The organism is Streptomyces spongiicola (assembly GCF_003122365.1).
Lineage (GTDB): Bacteria > Actinomycetota > Actinomycetes > Streptomycetales > Streptomycetaceae > Streptomyces > Streptomyces spongiicola.
In genome coordinates this window covers 1,312,382-1,329,606 of sequence record NZ_CP029254.1, presented here as the reverse complement: position 1 = coordinate 1,329,606, position 17,225 = coordinate 1,312,382, and the positions used below count along the sequence as shown (strand labels likewise).

Genomic DNA, 17,225 nt, shown 5'->3' with positions numbered 1-17,225 from the left:
CGCGGGCGCGAACCCCGGCGCACGGGAAGGACCCGCAAACCATGCCGATCCGGCAGTCCGACGTCCTCCCCACCGCCGTCGCCACGGCGGAGAACGGCCGTGACGGTCGGACGGCCGTGACGCCACCGGCGACGGCAAGCTCGACGCCGTCGCCAATCCGCCCTGGGAGACGGGCGGCTGCGGCGCCGGCGCCAACCCGGAGCAGCTCCTCGCGGCCGCCTACAGCGCCTGCTTCCAGGACGCGCTCCCGCGTCGTCGCCCGCCAGGAGAGCCCGGCGCCTCCGGTTCGACGGTCGCCGCCGAGTTCGGCCTCGGCAAGAACGAAGAAGGCTTCGGCATCATCGTGAAGACCTCCGCGACCATCCCGAACGTGGCTGCCGCCACCGCTCGTGAGCTGGTCGAGAGGGCCCACCAGGTGTGCCCGTACTCCAAGGCCACCCGCGGCGACATCACGGTCGAGCCCGCGGTCCGAGGCATCCGCCGGTCCGCCCGGCGCGTGCCCGGCACAAGAAACCGATACCAGGGACCCACACAAGGGACCGATACCAGGGACCCACACAAGGGACCCGCATAGGGGTACGAGGGGCGGCATCCCAGGGGTGCCGCCCCTCGTCGCGCCACCGGCCCGCATGCCCGGGCGGACGCCGGGCGGGGACGCCCGCCGAGCCGGACGAGGGCATTCGGCGATCCCGAGGACGCGCCCCGGCGCCGCGATCCGGTTGCGCAGGCACGGCGTGCAGGCACGGCGTGCAGGCACGGCGCGCCCGCACGGTCCGCGCGCACGCACGGCGTATGCACGGCGTATGCACGGCGCCGTGATCCGGTCCGCGCGCCGGGCCCCGGCGACCGCTCCCGGCCCCGCCCGCACACGCCCACGACCGGGGTGCAGGCCCCGTATAGGGTGTGGCGCATGCGTGATCTGGGTGCGGGCTTCGGCTACTTGGTGAAGGGGCAGCAGTGGGTCGGCCGACACGGCCGGTGGTTCGGCATCGGACTGCTGCCCGGGCTGATCACCCTCGTGCTGTACGCCGGAGCCCTCGTCGGGCTCGCCTACGGTGCCGACGACCTGGTCGGCTGGGCCACTCCGTTCGCGGACGGCTGGTCGTCGCCGTGGCAGGGAGGGTTCCGCGGCTTCCTGACGGCACTGGTCTGGGTGTTCGGCCTCTTCCTCGCCGTGATCACCTTCACCGCCGTGACCCTGCTGGTGGGCCAGCCGTTCTACGAGTCGCTCTCCGAGGCCGTCGACCGGGCCGAGGGCGGTGAGGTCCCGCACTCCGGGCTGCCGCTCTGGCGCGAGCTGTGGATCTCCGCGCGGGACAGCCTGCGGATCGTGGTCCGTGTCGCGGTCTGCGGTGTGCTGCTCTTCGCGCTCGGGTTCGTCCCGGTCCTCGGCCAGACCGTCGTCCCCGTACTCGGCTTCTGCGTCACCGGCTTCTTCCTCGCCGAGGAACTCACCGCCGTGGCACTCCAGCGGCGGCGGATGGAACTCGGGGAGCGTCTCGCGCTGCTGCGCGGCCGGCGCATGCTCACTCTCGGCTTCGGCGTTCCGCTGGCGCTGGCCTTCCTCGTCCCGTTCCTCGCCGTGCTGCTGATGCCGGGTGCGGTCGCGGGCGCCACGCTCCTGGTGCGCGACCTGGTGGAGGACCGGAACGGGGAGGACGAGGACGCCGGGCACACGGACCCGGAGCCCGCCCCCCACGCGCACCGGCGGGACGCGCGGGACCCGTACGCGAGCCGCGACCAGGGCCGCCCCGCCGGGCCCTACGACCTCGGCAAGGACCAGGCCCGCTCCTAGTGCCGCGTCAGGCGACGTTCGCCCCGTCGTGACGCCCGGCACGGCGACTCGCCGCGTCGCCGAACCAGCCGAGCAGGCCGACTACGAGGCCGATCCGGCGCCCTGCACCGCACCGCACCGGACCCCGCACCGCGCCGGACCCCGCTCCGCGCCGCTGCCGACGGGCAGACCCTGCCTGACGCGGCACTGGACGAGGCAACGGCCGGCGGGACCCGCCGACCGACACGCCGCCCCCGTATCCCTGGCGTCCCGTGTCCCCGGCGTCCCGTGTCCCCGGGGCTTCGTATCCCTGGGTCCCCGTATCCCTGGCGTGCCGAATCCCAGCGCCCCCGGTACCGGGGAGCCGATCCCGCGGCCGTGTCGCGATCCGCGGTGATCGCCACCGGCCGCGGCGTCGGTGACGGCGTGCCGCCGGATTTCACGCGTGTGCCTTCCCCCAAGGCGTCCTGGCGGGTGAATGCTGGACGCGTACGGGGCCCGGGAGGGGCGGTCCGACACAACGGGGCCCCGTCGCACGGTAGCTTTGCCCACGTCGAACCAGAGGCACCCGGCTCGCCGGCTCCAGTAAGTCACATCACGTCATATGTCGTCCGCTTCCCGCCTCTTGCGGGGAGTGCGTACCTGATGTTGTTTACTGAGGCCGCTGGGAGGGTGGTCCTCGTCCCACACTGGAGGTCCCGGTGACGACACGCGGCGTTCTCTACGTCCACTCCGCACCACGCGCGCTGTGCCCGCACGTCGAATGGGCGGTCGCGGGCGTGCTCGGCGTACGGGTCCAGCTCGACTGGATCCGCCAGCCCGCGTCCCCCGGCACCTGGAGAGCCGAGTTCTCCTGGCAGGGGGAGAGCGGCACGGCATCCAAGCTGGCGTCCGCGCTGCGCGGCTGGCAGCTGCTGCGTTTCGAGGTCACCGCGGAGCCCTGCACCTCCGCCGAGGGAGAGCGCTACAGCGCGACTCCCGATCTGGGCATCTTCCACGCCGTCACCGGCATCCACGGCGACATCCTCATCCCTGAGGACCGCCTTCGCGCGGCCCTGGTGCGCTCGGCCCAGGGCGAGACGGAACTCGAGGCGGAGATCTCCAAGCTGCTCGGCAAGCCCTGGGACGACGAACTCGAGCCGTTCAGATACGCGGGCGAGGGCGCCCCGGTCCGCTGGCTCCACCAGGTGGTCTGACCACCGGTCCGCCCTGGCGGCAACGGCACCGTCCCGTTCCTCGCTCCGCCGGGTGTGCTCTCCCTGGGGGGCGGCGGCTGCTCGTTCCGCTCTGCGCGGCCCGCTTTCGGGGGCGGCGGCCGCGCGTTGCGCCCGGTGTGGCGGCAGGTCCCGGATACGGGTGCGCCGCAAGGCCGGGCGACACCGGCCTGTTCGTGCAGGCCTGTTCGTGCAGGCCTGTTCGTGCCGGCCTGTTCGTGCCGGTCTGTCCGTGCCTGTCTGTCCGTACGTACGGGCCTGTCCGTGCCGGTGGCCCGTGCTGCCGCTACCGGCCCCGTCCGCCGCGGGGCGCGCACCGACGAGCGGGCCCCGTTCCCACGAGACCGGCACAAGCAGCGGGCCCCGCTCCCACGAGACCGGCACAAGCAGCGGGCCCCGCCGACCCGGGTGGGGGAGGCGGGGCTCGCTGCTCGTCGCCGTGTGTCAGACGCTGCGGAAGGCCAGCACCACGTTGTGGCCGCCGAAACCGAACGAGTTGTTGATCGCCGCGATCGTGCCCTCCGGCAGCGCACGCGGCCCGCCGCGGACGACGTCCGCCTCGACCTCGTCGTCCATGTCGTCGACGTTCACGGTCGGCGGGGCCTGGCGGTGGTGCAGTGCCAGGACCGTGGCGACGGTCTCGATGCCGCCGGCGCCGCCCAGCAGATGGCCCGTCATCGACTTGGTCGCGGAGATCGCGACATGGTCGAGGTCGTCGCCCAGTACCTTGCGCAACGCCTTGATCTCGGCGATGTCACCCTGCGGGGTGGAGGTGGCGTGGGCGTTGAGGTGGACCACCTCGGACGGCTTCAGCCCGGTGTTGTCCAGCAGGTTCTGCACCGCCGCCGCGACGCCGCGACCGGTCGGCTCGGGCTGCGCGATGTGGTGGCTGTCCGCGGACAGGCCCTGGCCCAGTGCCTCGCAGTAGACGCGTGCGCCGCGCGCGGCCGCGTGCTCCGCCGACTCCAGGATGACGACACCCGCGCCCTCGCCCAGCACGAAGCCGTCACGGGCCTTGTCGTACGGCCGCGACGCCCGCTCGGGGTCGTCGTTGTTCTTGGACATGGCCATCATGTTGGCGAACGCGGCGATCGGCAGCGGGTGGATCGCGGCCTCGGTGCCGCCCGCGACCACGACGTCGGCCCGGCCGTTGCGGATCATCTCGATGGCGTAGCCGATCGCCTCGGCACCCGACGCGCAGGCGGAGACCGGGGTGTGCACGCCCGCCTGGGCGTTCACCTCCAGGCCGACGTTGGCGGAGGGGCCGTTGGGCATCAGCATCGGCACGGTGTGCGGGGAGACCCGGCGTACGCCCTTCTCCTTCAGTACGTCGTACTGGTCGAGCAGGGTGGTGACGCCGCCGATGCCGGAGGCGATGACCGCGCCGAGGCGGTCGGGCCGGATGCTCCCGTCCTCGCCGGCCGGAGCGGTGAAGCCGGCGTCGGCCCACGCCTCACGGGCGGCGATCAGCGCGAACTGGGCCGAGCGGTCCAGCTTGCGCGCCTGGGGCCGGGGCAGTACCTCGCCCGGATCGACCGCCGCCGGGGCGGCGATACGGACGGGCAGTTCCTCGAAGCGCTCGCCCTCGAGGGGTCTGACGCCGGAACGCCCGGCGATCAGACCCTCCCAGGTCGAAGCGGAGTCGCCACCCAGCGGTGTGGTTGCGCCGATACCGGTGACGACCACGGTGCGATTGGTCGGGCTCACAGGAATTCTTTCTCCACGGTCTATGAGGGTTCGTGAATCAGCGGCGCCACCGCTGGGTGGCGTACCTGATCGGCCCGGATCAGGCCTGGTGCTTCAGGATGTACTCGGCAGCGTCGCCGACGGTCTTGAGGTTCTTGACGTCCTCGTCCGGGATCTTGACGTCGAAGCGCTCCTCGGCGGCGACGACGACCTCGACCATGGACAGCGAGTCGACGTCCAGGTCGTCGGTGAAGGACTTGTCCAGCTGGACGTCCTCCGCCGGGATACCGGCGATCTCGTTGACGATCTCGGCGAGACCTTCGACGATCTCTTCCTGCGTGGCGGCCATGTGGCGCTCCTTCGGTGTGTAGCGGAGGGTTGGACGGGCTTGCCCGGAGGACCGGAGGTCCGGGGGATCCGGATGCTTGCCTAGGGGAGGGTAACGACCGTCGCGGCGTAGACGAGACCCGCCCCGAAGCCGATGACGAGCGCGGTGTCGCCGCTCTTCGCCTGCCCGGTCGCCAGGAGCCGCTCCATGGCGAGCGGAATCGAGGCGGCCGAGGTGTTGCCGGTGGTCTCCACGTCACGGGCGACCGTGACGTGTTCCGGCAGTTTCAGAGTCTTCACCATCGAGTCGATGATCCGCATGTTCGCCTGGTGCGGGATGAAGACGTCCAGTTCGTCCGCGGTGATCCCGGCCGCGTCCAGCGCCTGCTGGGCGACCTTCGCCATCTCGAACACGGCCCAGCGGAACACCGCCTGGCCTTCCTGGGTGATGGCGGGGAACCGCTCGACGGCGCCGTCGCGGTAGTCCGTCCACGGCACGGTCTGCTTGATGGTCTCCGACTTGTCGCCCTCGGAACCCCACACGGTGGGGCCGATCCGGGGCTCCTTCGCGGGACCGACGACGACCGCCCCCGCGCCGTCACCGAAGAGGAACGCCGTGGCGCGGTCCTCCAGGTCGGTCAGGTCGCTGAGCCGCTCGACGCCGATGACCAGCACGTACTCCGCCGAGCCCTCGACGACCATGCCCTTGGCGAGGGTCAGGCCGTAGCCGAAGCCCGCACAGCCGGCGGAGATGTCGAACGCGGCGGGCCTGGTCGCGCCGATCCTGTCCGCGATCTCGGTGGCGACGGCCGGGGTCTGCTTGAAGTGCGACACGGTCGAGACGATCACGCCGCCGATCTGCTCGGGGGTGAGTCCGGCGTCGGCGATGGCCTTGCCCGCCGCCTCGACCGACATCGCGGTGACGGTCTCCTCGTCGTTCGCCCAGTGGCGGGTGGCGATGCCCGAGCGGGAGCGGATCCACTCGTCGGAGGAGTCGATCGTCTCGAGGATCACCTCGTTGGGCACGATCCGGGTCGGGCGGTAGCCGCCGACACCCATGATGCGTGCGTACGGGGCACCCTTGCTGGGCTTGATCTTCGACATGCTGTCTCGGCTCCTTGTCAGGCGCCCGCCGCGTCGGCGGCGGGTGAACCGGCCTCGGCGAGCAGCTTGCGGGCCGCGTCGAGGTCGTCGGGGGTCTTCAGCGCGAGTGTCGCGACGCCGGGCAGCGCCCGCTTGGCGAGGCCGGTGAGGGTGCCGCCCGGGCACACCTCGACGAGGGCGGTCACTCCGAGTTTCTTGAAGGTCTCCATGCACAGGTCCCACCGGACCGGGTTGGCGACCTGTCCGACCAGCCGGGACACGACCTCGCCACCGGTGACCACGGTGCGCCCGTCCTTGTTGGAGACGTAACGCACCTTCGGGTCGGCCGGCGCGAGCGACGCCGCGGCCTCCTCCAGGCGCGCGACGGCGGGGGCCATGTGGTGCGTGTGGAACGCCCCGGCGACCTTGAGCGCGACGACCTTGCGCACTCCCTCGGGCTTGTCCGCCTCCAGCGCGGCGAGCTGCTCCCTGGTGCCGGCGGCGACGATCTGCCCGGCGCCGTTGACGTTCGCGGCGGTCAGGCCCAGCTTCTCCAGGTGCGCGGCGCTCACCTCGGGGTCGCCCCCGAGCAGGGCCGACATGCCGGTCTCCGTGACGGCGGCGGCCTCGGCCATCGCCAGACCGCGGGTGCGCACGAGACGCAGCGCCGCGGTGGGCCGGAGGACGCCCGCGAACACGGCGGCCGTGATCTCGCCGACGCTGTGGCCGGCTACGGCGTCCGGGACCGCGTCACCGAGCGCGGAGGCGGACAGCAGTCCGGCCGCGACGAGCAGCGGCTGCGCCACGGCCGTGTCCCGGATCTCGTCCGCGTCGGCCTTGGTGCCGTAGTGGGCGAGGTCCAGGCCGATGGCGTCGGACCAGGCCGCGATGCGGTCGGAGGCGCCGGGGAGTTCGAGCCAGGGGGTCAGGAAGCCGGGCGCCTGAGCGCCTTGGCCGGGAGCGACGAGTACGAGCACCCTCACACTCTCTCTTGTCGATGGTCCCGCCCGCCCGTGGGGACAGGGACCAAGAACCGTCAGGGGAATTGTTGGTGTCCGACAAAATCCTAGGGTTGCTGATCACCGTCTACCAGACGCCCGAGGATGAGCGCGATCCGCAGGGTGAACGCGGAGCGGACATCGGAGGGTGACCAGCCGGTGACGTCAGTCACACGTCGAAGCCGGTAGCGGACGGTATTGGGGTGCACGAACAGCATCCGTGCCGCTCCCTCCAGACTGCTTGCCTGCTCCAGATACACACTCAGGGTCTCCAGAAGGGCCGAGCCCGCCTCCTCCAGCGGTCTGTAGATCTCCTCCACCAGTTGGTCCCGCGCGGACGGATCACCCGCGATCGCGCGCTCCGGAAGGAGATCATCCGCCAGTACCGGGCGGGGCGCGTCCTGCCACGCGGAGGAGGCCTTCAGCCCGGCCGCCGCGGCCTGTGCCGACCTCGTCGCCGCCAGCAGGTCCGCGACGACGGGACCCGCGACCACCGGGCCGGCCGCGTACGGGCCGATCAGGGCCTTCGCCACCTGCAGCGGGTTGTCGCTGCCGCCCGCGATCACGACCAGCCGGTCGCCGAGCACCCCGGTCAGCACCTGGAGCTTGGCGTGCCGGGCGGCGCGCCGGATCGCGTCCACCGTCAGCTCGCTGTCGCCGTCGGGCGCGGTGCCGAGCACCACGCACACGTGCTCCGGAGCGTTCCAGCCGAGCGCCGCCGCGCGGCTGACGGCCCCCTCGTCGGCCTCGCCCGAGAGCACGGCGTTCACCACGAGCGACTCCAGCCGGGCGTCCCAGGCGCCCCGGGCCTCCGCGGCCTGCGCGTACACCTGGGCGGTCGCGAAGGCGATCTCCCGCGCGTACACCAGCAGCGCCTCGCGCAGCACGGACTCGTCGCCCGGGGCGGCGACCTCCTCGATGGCGGACTCCATGACCTCGATGGTCGTCCGCACCATCTCCACGGTCTGGCGCAGGGTGATCGCACGGGTCAGTTCGCGGGGGGCCGTGCCGAACACGTCGGTGGAGATCGCCTGCGGGGTCTCGGGGTGCCGGAACCACTCGGTGAACGCGGCGATTCCGGCCTGGGCGACCAGGCCGATCCACGACCGGTTCTCCGGGGGCATCGCCCGGTACCACGGCAGCGTCTCGTCCATGCGCGCGATGGCGTTCGCGGCGAGGCGCCCGGACGACTGCTGCAGGCGCTTCAGGGTCGCGGAGTGCGGATGGGCGGCGTTCGGGGGCAGAGCCGGTTCGGGATGGGGCACGGGGACAAGAGTGCCTTATCCGGGCGCCGCGGCGGAGACGCGGGTCCGGGAGGGCCGCGGATCCGGCGGGAGGCCGCCCGCCCGACGGCTCCACCGGGCGGGCGCGACCGGACGGGCCGCAGCCGGGAGGCACCGGGAGGCATCGGGCCGCAGCCGCGAGGCAGCGGGAGGCATCGGGCCGCAGCCGGGAGGCGCCTGGACGGGTCGGGGAGGACCTGGGGTGGCTCGGGGAGGACCTGGGGTGGCTCGGGGAGGCACCTGGGCGGGTCGGGGCGGCGCCTGGACGGGTCGGGGCGGCACCGCCGCCGGGCACGGGGACGCGGACCGCCCGGTCCGGCGTCTACGGTGGAGGCGTGATGTCGATACGGCGCGCCGGCGAGCGCTACCGCGGAGGGGACGCGTCCGCCGGGATCGAGTCCCTGCACGCCTTCTCGTTCGGTCGCTTCTACGACCCGGACAACCTGCGCTTCGGCGCGGTCATCGCCTGCAACGAGGAGCGCCTCGCCCCCGGCGCCGGTTTCGACGAGCACCCGCACAGCCACACCGAGATCGTGACATGGGTGGTGGACGGCGAGTTGACCCACCGGGACTCCGCGGGCCATGCCACCGTCGTGCGGCACGGTGACGTGCAGCGGCTCAGCTCGGCGGGCGGGGTGCGGCACGTCGAGCGCAACGACGCCGACGCACCGCTCACGTTCGTGCAGATGTGGCTCGCGCCGAAGGACCCGGGCGGCGAGCCTTCGTACGAGATCGTCCGCGGTATCGCCGACGCGGCGCCCTACGCCCTCCCGGAGGCCGGGGCGGTGCTGCACGTGCGCCGCCTCGCCGGCGGCGAGCGGACCGCCGTGCCGGACGCCCCCTTCGTCTACGTCCATGTCGTCCGCGGCGTCGTCAGGATCGGCGGTGAGGCCCTGGGCCCCGGGGACGCCGCCCGGGTCACGGACGCCTCCGGCCTCGAACTCGCCGCGGCCGCGCCCGCGGAGGTGCTGGTGTGGGAGCTGTCCCGCTGACCGGTGCGGCCGATGCCCGGGGCCGCGCCGGCGGGCGCCGCGGCCCGCCGCGGGCGGGGTGGGCCGCCGGGCGTCCGCGTGGAAGCGGGCGGACGGCGGTCACCGGAGGACCGGAGGCGACCCCGCGCGGCGCCGCGGCCTCGATCGCGGGACCGGCCTCAGCGGCGCAGTTCGGCGAGGACCGCGTCGGTGAACGGCGGCCATGCCCCGACCGCCCAGGGCCCGAAGGCGCGGTCGGTCAGCGCCACACAGGCGGCGCCGGCCTCCGGGTCGATCCACAGGAACGTGCCGGACTGGCCGAAGTGGCCGAAGGTGCGGGGCGAGGACGCCGCGCCGGTCCAGTGCGGGGACTTGCCGTCCCGGATCTCGAAGCCGAGTCCCCAGTCGTTCGGCTTCTGGTGGCCGTACCCGGGCAGGACGCCGGGCAGGCCGGGATGCACGACCGACATCGCCTCCAGCACGGTCCCGGCGTCGAGCAGCCGCGGTGCCTGCACCTCGGCCGCGAAGCGCACGAGGTCGTCGACCGTGGAGACGCCGTCCTTCGCGGGCGATCCGTCGAGCGACGTCGACGCCATGCCCAGCGGCTCCAGCACGCCCTGGCGCAGGTACTCGGCGAACGGGATGCCGGTGGCCTTCGCGATGTGGTCGCCGAGCACCTCGAAACCGGCGTTGGAGTACAGCCGGCGGGTCCCGGGAGGCGCGGCGACCCGGTGCTCGTCGAAGGCGAGCCCGCTGGTGTGCGCGAGCAGGTGCCGCACGGTGCAGCCGTCGGGCCCGGCCGGCTCGTCCAGCTCCACCGCGCCCTCCTCGAAGGCGACGAGCGCGGCGTAGGCCGCGAGCGGCTTGGTGACCGAGGCCAGCGGGAAGCGGTGCCCCGTCGGGCCGTGGGCACCGGCGACGGTGCCGTCCGCGCGCACGACGGCGGCGGCCGCGGTGGGGACGGGCCAGTTCTCGATCAACGCCAGGCTCTGCATGGTCACGAGGGTAACCAGCCGCCGCCCGGGGCGTAACCGCCGGGTTCCCGCTTGCCTGGAGTGCACTCGAACCTTCTAGCGTGGAGGCATGACGGTGCTGGAGACCCCAACCGCGACGGGCGAAGGACGCGTATCGGCGCCACCCGCCCACCCCCGGCCCGACGGGCAGGACCAGTACACCATCGGCGAGGTCGCCGACTGGACCGGCCTGAGCGCGCACACGCTGCGCTGGTACGAGCGGATCGGCCTGACGCCGCACATCGACCGCTCGCACACCGGGCAGCGGCGCTTCAGCAACCGCGACCTGGACTGGCTGGCCTTCGTCGGCAAGCTCCGGCGTACCGGTATGCCGGTGGCGGACATGGTCCGCTACGCCGAGCTGGCGCGCGAGGGGGACCACACCCGGGAGCAGCGGCGGGAGCTGCTGGAGTCGACCAGGCGCGACGTCCGCGCACGGATCGCCGAACTCCAGGGCACGCTCGCCGTGCTGGACTACAAGATCGATTTCTATGCGGGCGCCCGGCGGGCGCCGGAGAGGGCCTGAGCCCCGATGACGGAGAGCATGATCGAAAAGGTACGGCTCGGTACGGACGGCCCCGAGGTCGGAGTGCAGGGGCTCGGCTGCATGGGCATGAGCGAGTTCTACGGCGACACCGACGAGGCCGCGGCACGCGACACCCTGGAGGCGGCGCTGGAGGCGGGTGTCACCCTTCTCGACACGGCCGACATGTACGGGAACGGCGCCAACGAGGAGTTCCTCAGGCCCTTCCTGGCGGCGCACCGGGGCGAGATCACCCTCGCCACGAAGTTCTCCGTCGTCCGGGACGCCGGCGACGCGTCCTTCCGGGGCATCAGCAACGACCCCGCCTACATCCGCGAGGCGGCCGAGGCGAGCCTCCGCCGGCTCGGCGTGGACGCGATCGACCTCTACTACATGCACCGTCGCGACCCCGCGGTGCCGCTGGCCGAATCCGTCGGCGCGATGGCCGAGTTGGTGCGGGCCGGCAAGGTCCGCCACCTCGGCCTCAGCGAGGTGACCGGCGCTGAACTGCGCGAGGCGCACGCCGTCCACCCCATCGCCGCACTCCAGTCGGAGTGGTCCCTGTTCAGCCGCTCCGCCGAGCGGAGCGCGGTGGGCGCCGCCGCGGCGCTGGGGGTGGCGCTGGTGCCGTACTCGCCACTCGGCCGCGGCTTCCTCACCGGCTCGTTCGCGGACGCGGCAGAGCTTCCCGGGGACGACTTCCGGCGCTACCAGCCGCGTTTCACCGGCGACGCCGCCGCGGCGAACGCGGCGCTGCTGGAGCCCGTCCGCAAGATCGCCGCCGCGCACGGTGCGACGCCCGCGCAGATAGCCCTCGCCTGGGTCCAGCGGCGGGCCGAGGTCCACGGTCTGCCGGTCGTCCCCATCCCGGGCACCCGCAGCCGCGGGCGTCTGGAGGAGAACGTCGCGGCCACGCGGATCACGCTCACACGGGACGAGCTGGCGCTGCTGGAGCCGATCGCGGAGCGGGTGGTGGGAGACAGGTACCCGGACATGTCCTCGACGTCGGACTCCCGCGAGTAGCACGCTCACGGGGCCCGGCGGCGGACCGCGCGCCCCCTGGCGGGGATCACCGGCTCCGGTGGGTCCCGTGCCCGGATCGCCTGCTCCGGCGGGGCGTTGGGCCGGGCGGGGCGCCCGCGGCCGGGTGGGGGGCACTCGGCCGGGGGAGGCCGAGAGGACGGCGAGGGGTGCCGGGAGTGCCGCGGGGATGCCGCGGGGACGCCCGGACACCCCGGGCCCGGGTCACCCCGGGCCCGGGACACCCTGGGCCCCGGAGCGCGGCGCCCCTACCGCCCGACTCGGCTCCCCACGCCAGGTCAACCGGGTGGCCGTCGCGCCGGTCCCGCTTCTCGCGGAGGATACGCGCGTGACCTTCCCGTGACCCTTCGCTTCATGGGCGTGTAACACGCCCGCCCGCTTCGTCACCGCGGCGAAACACCGTGCGGCATCGGCGGAAACCCCGGCGCGCCAACCTCGTGCCCCATAACGGGCCGACTTCCCGGGCGGCCGTGCCGGATCACCGGCGCGCGGATGCCGCGGCCAGCGCGCCCGCGGCGACCGCGGCGCCGGCGCACACCGCGGTGTGCAGTGCGCCCCAGCCGCGGTGGTCGTGCCAGAGTCCCCGTTCGACCGCGGCGGCCGCCCGGCCGAAGACCGCGACCGGGTGCCCGCGGCGTGGATCGCCGAGGAGCAGGTCGCCGGCCAGTCCGGCGGCGGCGCCGTACGCGAACGTGATGTCCGGGCGCGGCGGAGCCGGCCCTCCTGCTTCGGCAGGCATGTTCGTCCTCACTCAGGGTCCGCGCCCTGGCTCGACGTGACCGGCGGCGAGGAGTTCCTGGCTCCGGGGTGCTCCCTGGTGCTCCGCGAGGGGGAGCGCACCCGTGACAGTGGCGGGACCGCGCCGGATTCGCGCCGGCTTCCTCTTCTGCCGCCGTAAGTGGCCCCGGAAGTCCACCACGGGCCCCGAACGCCCGTCAACTCGCCCTTGACCTGCGACGGGACGGGGCGCACCGCCCCGGGGCGCGGGTGCGGGGCGCGTACACGGGTGGGGCCGGGCACACGGGTGGGGCCGGGTACACCCGGTGGGTGTGCCCGGCCCCGGTGGGAGGTCGTGCCGCGGCGTCAGACCACGATCAGGTAGATCCCGAAGGCCACCGCCGCCGCGCAGAGCGCGAAGCAGGCGTACGCGCCCGTGCGGGCGAGGCCGGCCGAGCCTCCCCGAGCGGCCGCGGCCTCCTGCTTGGAGAGGCCCGCGATGCCCAGGGTGAACAGGCCCACCAGGGCGACGGTCACGACGAGGCTCACGCCGAAGACGGAGCCCAGAGCTGCCCAGTCGATCTTCATGTCGTTCTTTCCTTACACCGTGGCGGCGGGCGCCGGAGCGGACTCGGAGGACTGGGCCGGGAAGGCGGCCTTCAGCGCCCCGGGCTCGGTCGCCGCGATCCCGGCGGCGGCGTTCGGGGTTCCGGCGGCGTTCGGGGTCTCGGCGGTGTTGGGGGTTCCGGCGGCGTCCGGCGTCTCTGACCCGGGCCCGGCCACCTGGGTCGCGGCGGCGCCGGCCGGGGGCGGGGAGACGGCCGCGATGGCGGTGGTGACGACGCCCGCGGGCGCGATCTCGTCGTCCGTGACGTTGGTGTGGTCGACCGGCTTGCGGCGCGAGATCACCCAGATGGCCCCGGAGCCCGCGACGAGCAGCACGGCCACGGCGGCGATGCCCCAGGCGCCCTGCTTGGTCAGGAACTCCGCGGCCGCGGCGACCAGGCCGGCGGCGGGCAGGGTGAGGCCCCAGGCGACGAACATCCTGGTGGCGGTGGACCAGCGGACCACACCGCCCTTGCGGCCGAGGCCCGCGCCCATCACGGCACCCGAGCAGGACTGGGTGGTGGAGAGCGAGAAGCCGAGGTTCGAGGAGGCCAGGATGACCGTCGCGGCGCTGGTCTGCGCGGCGAAGCCCTGCTGCGGCTGGAGGTCGGTCAGCCCCTTGCCCATGGTGCGGATGATGCGCCAGCCGCCGAGGTAGGTGCCGAGCGCGATCGCGACGCCGGCGGAGACGATGACCCACATCGGGGGGTTCGAGCCGGGCGCGAGGACGCCCCCGGTGACCAGGGCCAGAGTGATGACGCCCATGGTCTTCTGCGCGTCGTTGGTGCCGTGGGCGAGGGACACCAGGCCGGCGGAGGCGATCTGCCCGGCGCGGTAGCCCTTGGAGGTGGACCGGTCCTCGGTGGTGCCGCCGATCCGGTACGTCAGCCTGGTGGCGACGAGGGCCGCGAGACCGGCGACGAGCGGGGCCGCGACGGCCGGGATCAGGACCTTGGTGACGATCGTGCCGCCGTTGACGGCCGAGAACCCGGCGGACATCACGGCCGCGCCGATGAGACCGCCGAAGAGGGCGTGGGAGGAACTGGACGGGAGGCCCAGCAGCCAGGTCAGCAGGTTCCAGAGGATCGCGCCGACGAGAGCGGCGAAGATCACTTCTGGGCGGATGCCCTCCTCGTTGATGATGCCGCCCGAGATCGTCTTGGCGACCTCGACGGAGAGGAACGCGCCGACCAGGTTCAGCACGGCGGACATCGCCACTGCCGCCTTCGGTCTCATCGCACCCGTCGAGATGGTCGTCGCCATGGCGTTGGCGGTGTCGTGGAAGCCGTTCGTGAAATCGAACACGAGTGCTGTCACGACGACAATCGCGAGCAGCAGGGTGATGTGCTCCATGAACCGGGTACCCAGGCAATCGTTCGGATGGTAGTGGCGCGGGTGAACGTAGGGTCGCAGAGTGAACGGAAGGTGAACTGGGATGGGCTGCGGAGTGTCTCCAAGTGGGTTGCGGTCCCTCCGCTTGTGTTCGCGGCGGCACCCCGGAGCCCCCGGGGCGGGTGTGCGCCCCATGCGATCGCCCCGAACTGCGGGCCTGTAGCGCTCTCCGGCGGCCCTGCGGTGACCGCCACATGATCCGGCGGCGTCGCGCGGATGAACGGCGGAAGAGATTCTGGTCACTACGGACCCCGCGGCGAGTTCCGGCCGGTCGGCCGGCCCGCGGCGCCCGTGCCCGCGGGCTCGTGCCAGCGGCGCCCGTGTCCGCGGCGCCCGTGTTCTCGTGCGACATCGCTGGGATGCTGATGGCCCGCGGTGCCCGTGTCCGCGGCGCTCGTGCCAGCGGCGCCCGTGGTGGCGGTGCCCGCCGTGCCCGCGACGGCGGCGCATCCCGTTCCTCCGGTTCCCCCGGTTCCCGCGGTTCCCGCATGCGGTCTGGGCCCGCGGCTCCCGCGGTGCCGGGATGCGGTCCGGGCCCGCCGCCTCCCGCCGTGCCTGCCGTGCCTGCCGTGCCCGCACGAGGTCTGGGCCCGCGGTTCCCGCGGCGGCCCCGGCACAGCCCCCGCCGCCGCTCCCGGCGGCCCCGGCACAGCCCCCGCCGCCGCTCCCGGCGGCCCCGGCTGACAAAATCGCCCACATGACCGAACCGGAGCAGGAAGCGATATCCCGGGCCTGGTCGGACCTCGTGGCCACGGCCCGCAGAACCGTCGCGGACGGCCTCGTCGTCGGGACCTCGGGCAACGTCTCCGTACGCGTCCCCACCGGCGCCGGCGACATCGTGCTGGTCACCCCCACCGGGGTGCACTACGACCGGCTCACCGCCGCGGACGCCGTCGGCGTCCGGCTCGACGGCCGGCAGGTCCTCGGCGAACTCACGCCCACCAGCGAACTTCCGATGCACCTCGCCGTCCACCGCGCCACCGACGCGGTGGCCGTCGTCCACACCCACGCCGTGCACGCCACCGCCGTCTCCACCCTGGTCGGCGAACTGCCGCCGATCCACTACATGACGGCGGCCCTCGGCGGCCCCGTCCGCGTCGCCCCCTACGCCCTGTACGGGACCGACGAACTGGCCGGCAACCTGCTCCGCGCCCTGGAGGACCGCACCGGCGCCCTGCTGCGCAACCACGGGACGATCACCTACGGAGCCTCGCTCGACCAGGCATTCGACCGCACCGCCCAGTTGGAGTGGATGTGCCGTCTGTGGCTCACCGCCCGCTCCGTCCCCGGGCACACCCCCGCCCTGCTCACCGAACCGCAGGTCCGCGAGGCCGCCGAGAAGCTCCGCGGCTACGGCCGGCACCGCTGACGTCACTCCCGCCGCCCGGCCCACTGGCACCCCGGCACGGACCTCACCACACTGGAACGGTGCGCCCGGCAACAGCGACGGCAGTGGCCGTCACCACCCTCATCGGCCTCGGCGCGGCCGCGTTCGCCGCCGGCCGGTACGCCAGCGACGCCGCGCTGAAGGCCCCCACCGGACGGCCCCTGCCCGGCGAGGGGCGGCTCACCGTGCACGCCACCGGGCCCGGCCGGGTCACCCTCACCCGCAGCCTGGTCTCCCGGCGCCCCGGCACATACGGGCTCCGCGGGCACGGGGTGCACGCGGTCGCCGGTCCCGTGCTGGACCAGGTGCCGCACGCCGCCGACACCGTGGTCCGCCGGCTGGAACGGGTCGAACTCGGCAGCCTCGACCCCGGCGTCAAGGTCCGGTTCACCCCGCAGCTCCACGTCGGCGACCCGTCCGGCGCACTCGGCGTCGACCACGAGGACGTCGACATCCCCGGCGAACTCGGCTCCCTGCCCGGCTGGTTCGTCCCCGGTCCCCGCTCGACCTGGGTCATCCTGGTGCACGGCCTGGGCACCACGCGCGAACACACGATGAACCTGATGCCGTTCCTCACCGAGCGGCGCCTCCCCGTGCTGGCGCCCGCCTACCGGGGCGACCCCGGCGCGCCCCCGCCCCCCGACGGCCTCGGACACCTCGGCGACTCCGAATGGCGCGACCTCGACGCCGCGGTACGCTTCGCGGTCCGCGGCGGAGCGGAGCGCGTGATCCTGCACGGCTGGTCCACCGGCGCGTCGATGGCCCTGCACGCCGCCGCCCACTCCGCGCTGCGCGAGCGGATCGCCGGACTCGTGCTGGACTCCCCGATCCTGGAGTGGGACACGACCCTGCGCTCGCTCGCCGCCGCCCGCCGCATGCCGGCCGCCCTGCTCCCGCTCGCCGTGCGCGCCGCGCAGGGGCGCACCGGACTCCACGGAGACCGGCTCAGGGCGGCCGCCGATCCGGACGCCCTGCGGGTGCCCACCCTGGTCTTCCACGGCCCGGACGACACCATCGCCCCCTGGGGCCCGTCCCGGGAACTGGCCGCCCGGCGGCCCGACCTGGTCAGCCTCCGGACCGTGGCGCACGCCCCGCACGCGGCCATGTGGAACGCCGACCCGGCCCGCTACGAGGAGGCCCTCCGGCGCTTCCTCACCCCCCTGGTGTGACGGCCGGCCGCGGTCCACGCGGGCCGCGGTCCACGGCCGGC

15 protein-coding genes, 2 pseudogenes and 1 riboswitch are annotated in these 17,225 nt (G+C 73.8%); of the genes and pseudogenes, 8 read left to right on the top strand and 9 right to left on the bottom strand.

Annotation, left to right across the window (positions count from 1 at the left end; genetic code table 11):
- Positions 1–41 precede the first annotated feature (41 nt).
- The 3 genes and pseudogenes from DDQ41_RS05760 to DDQ41_RS05750 form a co-directional block, all read left to right on the top strand.
- Positions 42–457 (top strand): annotated as a pseudogene (locus DDQ41_RS05760) (Ohr family peroxiredoxin); the annotation flags it as partial.
- 453 nt (positions 458–910) lie between these two features.
- A complete protein-coding gene (locus DDQ41_RS05755; RefSeq protein WP_109293507.1) occupies positions 911–1,795 on the top strand; it encodes an EI24 domain-containing protein in 885 nt (294 codons plus the stop codon).
- A gap of 680 nt (positions 1,796–2,475) precedes the next feature.
- Positions 2,476–2,970 (top strand): DUF3145 domain-containing protein, encoded by a 495-nt coding sequence (locus tag DDQ41_RS05750; protein ID WP_109293506.1) that lies wholly within the window; start codon positions 2,476–2,478, stop codon positions 2,968–2,970.
- 462 nt (positions 2,971–3,432) lie between these two features.
- On the opposite strand, the gene fabF is transcribed toward DDQ41_RS05750, so the two are convergent.
- The 5 genes from fabF to DDQ41_RS05725 all read right to left on the bottom strand — a co-directional run bounded on the left by fabF (position 3,433) and on the right by DDQ41_RS05725 (position 8,347).
- On the bottom strand, positions 3,433–4,695 hold the full coding sequence (gene fabF / locus DDQ41_RS05745; protein WP_109293505.1) for a beta-ketoacyl-ACP synthase II: 1,263 nt from the start codon (positions 4,693–4,695) through the stop codon (positions 3,433–3,435).
- A gap of 79 nt (positions 4,696–4,774) precedes the next feature.
- The gene (locus tag DDQ41_RS05740; RefSeq protein WP_017945077.1) at positions 4,775–5,023 is read right to left on the bottom strand and encodes an acyl carrier protein; all 249 of its coding nucleotides are present in this window, start codon (positions 5,021–5,023) and stop codon (positions 4,775–4,777) included.
- An 80-nt stretch (positions 5,024–5,103) separates the two neighbouring features.
- Positions 5,104–6,105, bottom strand: coding sequence for a ketoacyl-ACP synthase III (locus DDQ41_RS05735; RefSeq protein WP_109293504.1), 1,002 nt, complete (start codon positions 6,103–6,105; stop codon positions 5,104–5,106).
- Between the two features lie 17 nt (positions 6,106–6,122).
- Complete coding sequence (locus tag DDQ41_RS05730) at positions 6,123–7,061, bottom strand: ACP S-malonyltransferase (RefSeq protein WP_109293503.1); 939 nt, start codon at positions 7,059–7,061, stop codon at positions 6,123–6,125.
- A gap of 89 nt (positions 7,062–7,150) precedes the next feature.
- Positions 7,151–8,347: a PucR family transcriptional regulator gene (locus DDQ41_RS05725; protein WP_109293502.1), complete on the bottom strand. Its 1,197-nt coding sequence runs from the start codon at positions 8,345–8,347 to the stop codon at positions 7,151–7,153.
- 356 nt (positions 8,348–8,703) lie between these two features.
- On the opposite strand from DDQ41_RS05725, the gene DDQ41_RS05715 reads away from it, so the two are divergent.
- Positions 8,704–9,357 carry a pirin family protein gene (locus tag DDQ41_RS05715; protein ID WP_109293501.1) on the top strand — a complete coding sequence of 218 codons (654 nt, stop codon included), beginning with the start codon at positions 8,704–8,706 and terminating at the stop codon, positions 9,355–9,357.
- Positions 9,358–9,515: 158 nt separating this feature from the next.
- Here DDQ41_RS05715 and DDQ41_RS05710 read toward each other — a convergent pair whose 3' ends face one another.
- Positions 9,516–10,331: a serine hydrolase domain-containing protein gene (locus DDQ41_RS05710; RefSeq protein ID WP_109297556.1), complete on the bottom strand. Its 816-nt coding sequence runs from the start codon at positions 10,329–10,331 to the stop codon at positions 9,516–9,518.
- An 88-nt stretch (positions 10,332–10,419) separates the two neighbouring features.
- Here DDQ41_RS05710 and DDQ41_RS05705 point away from each other — a divergent pair, with 88 nt between their 5' ends.
- Positions 10,420–10,875 carry a MerR family transcriptional regulator gene (locus tag DDQ41_RS05705; protein ID WP_109293500.1) on the top strand — a complete coding sequence of 152 codons (456 nt, stop codon included), beginning with the start codon at positions 10,420–10,422 and terminating at the stop codon, positions 10,873–10,875.
- 6 nt (positions 10,876–10,881) lie between these two features.
- Entirely contained in the window at positions 10,882–11,895 is a 1,014-nt protein-coding gene (locus DDQ41_RS05700) for an aldo/keto reductase (RefSeq protein WP_109293499.1), read from the top strand.
- Positions 11,896–12,397: 502 nt separating this feature from the next.
- Here the strand turns inward: DDQ41_RS05700 and DDQ41_RS05695 are convergent.
- The 3 genes and pseudogenes from DDQ41_RS05695 to DDQ41_RS05685 form a co-directional block, all read right to left on the bottom strand.
- Positions 12,398–12,652 (bottom strand): annotated as a pseudogene (locus DDQ41_RS05695) (cobalamin biosynthesis protein); the annotation flags it as partial.
- Between the two features lie 31 nt (positions 12,653–12,683).
- A riboswitch (cobalamin riboswitch) is annotated at positions 12,684–12,845 on the bottom strand.
- Between the two features lie 151 nt (positions 12,846–12,996).
- The gene (locus DDQ41_RS05690; RefSeq protein WP_109293498.1) at positions 12,997–13,218 is read right to left on the bottom strand and encodes a hypothetical protein; all 222 of its coding nucleotides are present in this window, start codon (positions 13,216–13,218) and stop codon (positions 12,997–12,999) included.
- A 12-nt stretch (positions 13,219–13,230) separates the two neighbouring features.
- On the bottom strand, positions 13,231–14,589 hold the full coding sequence (locus DDQ41_RS05685) for an inorganic phosphate transporter (RefSeq protein ID WP_109293497.1): 1,359 nt from the start codon (positions 14,587–14,589) through the stop codon (positions 13,231–13,233).
- Between the two features lie 736 nt (positions 14,590–15,325).
- On the opposite strand from DDQ41_RS05685, the gene DDQ41_RS05680 reads away from it, so the two are divergent.
- Together DDQ41_RS05680 and DDQ41_RS05675 are read left to right on the top strand one after the other, a co-directional pair.
- Positions 15,326–15,997 carry a class II aldolase/adducin family protein gene (locus tag DDQ41_RS05680; protein ID WP_109293496.1) on the top strand — a complete coding sequence of 224 codons (672 nt, stop codon included), beginning with the start codon at positions 15,326–15,328 and terminating at the stop codon, positions 15,995–15,997.
- A gap of 59 nt (positions 15,998–16,056) precedes the next feature.
- A complete protein-coding gene (locus tag DDQ41_RS05675) occupies positions 16,057–17,184 on the top strand; it encodes an alpha/beta hydrolase (protein ID WP_109293495.1) in 1,128 nt (375 codons plus the stop codon).
- Positions 17,185–17,225 lie beyond the last annotated feature (41 nt).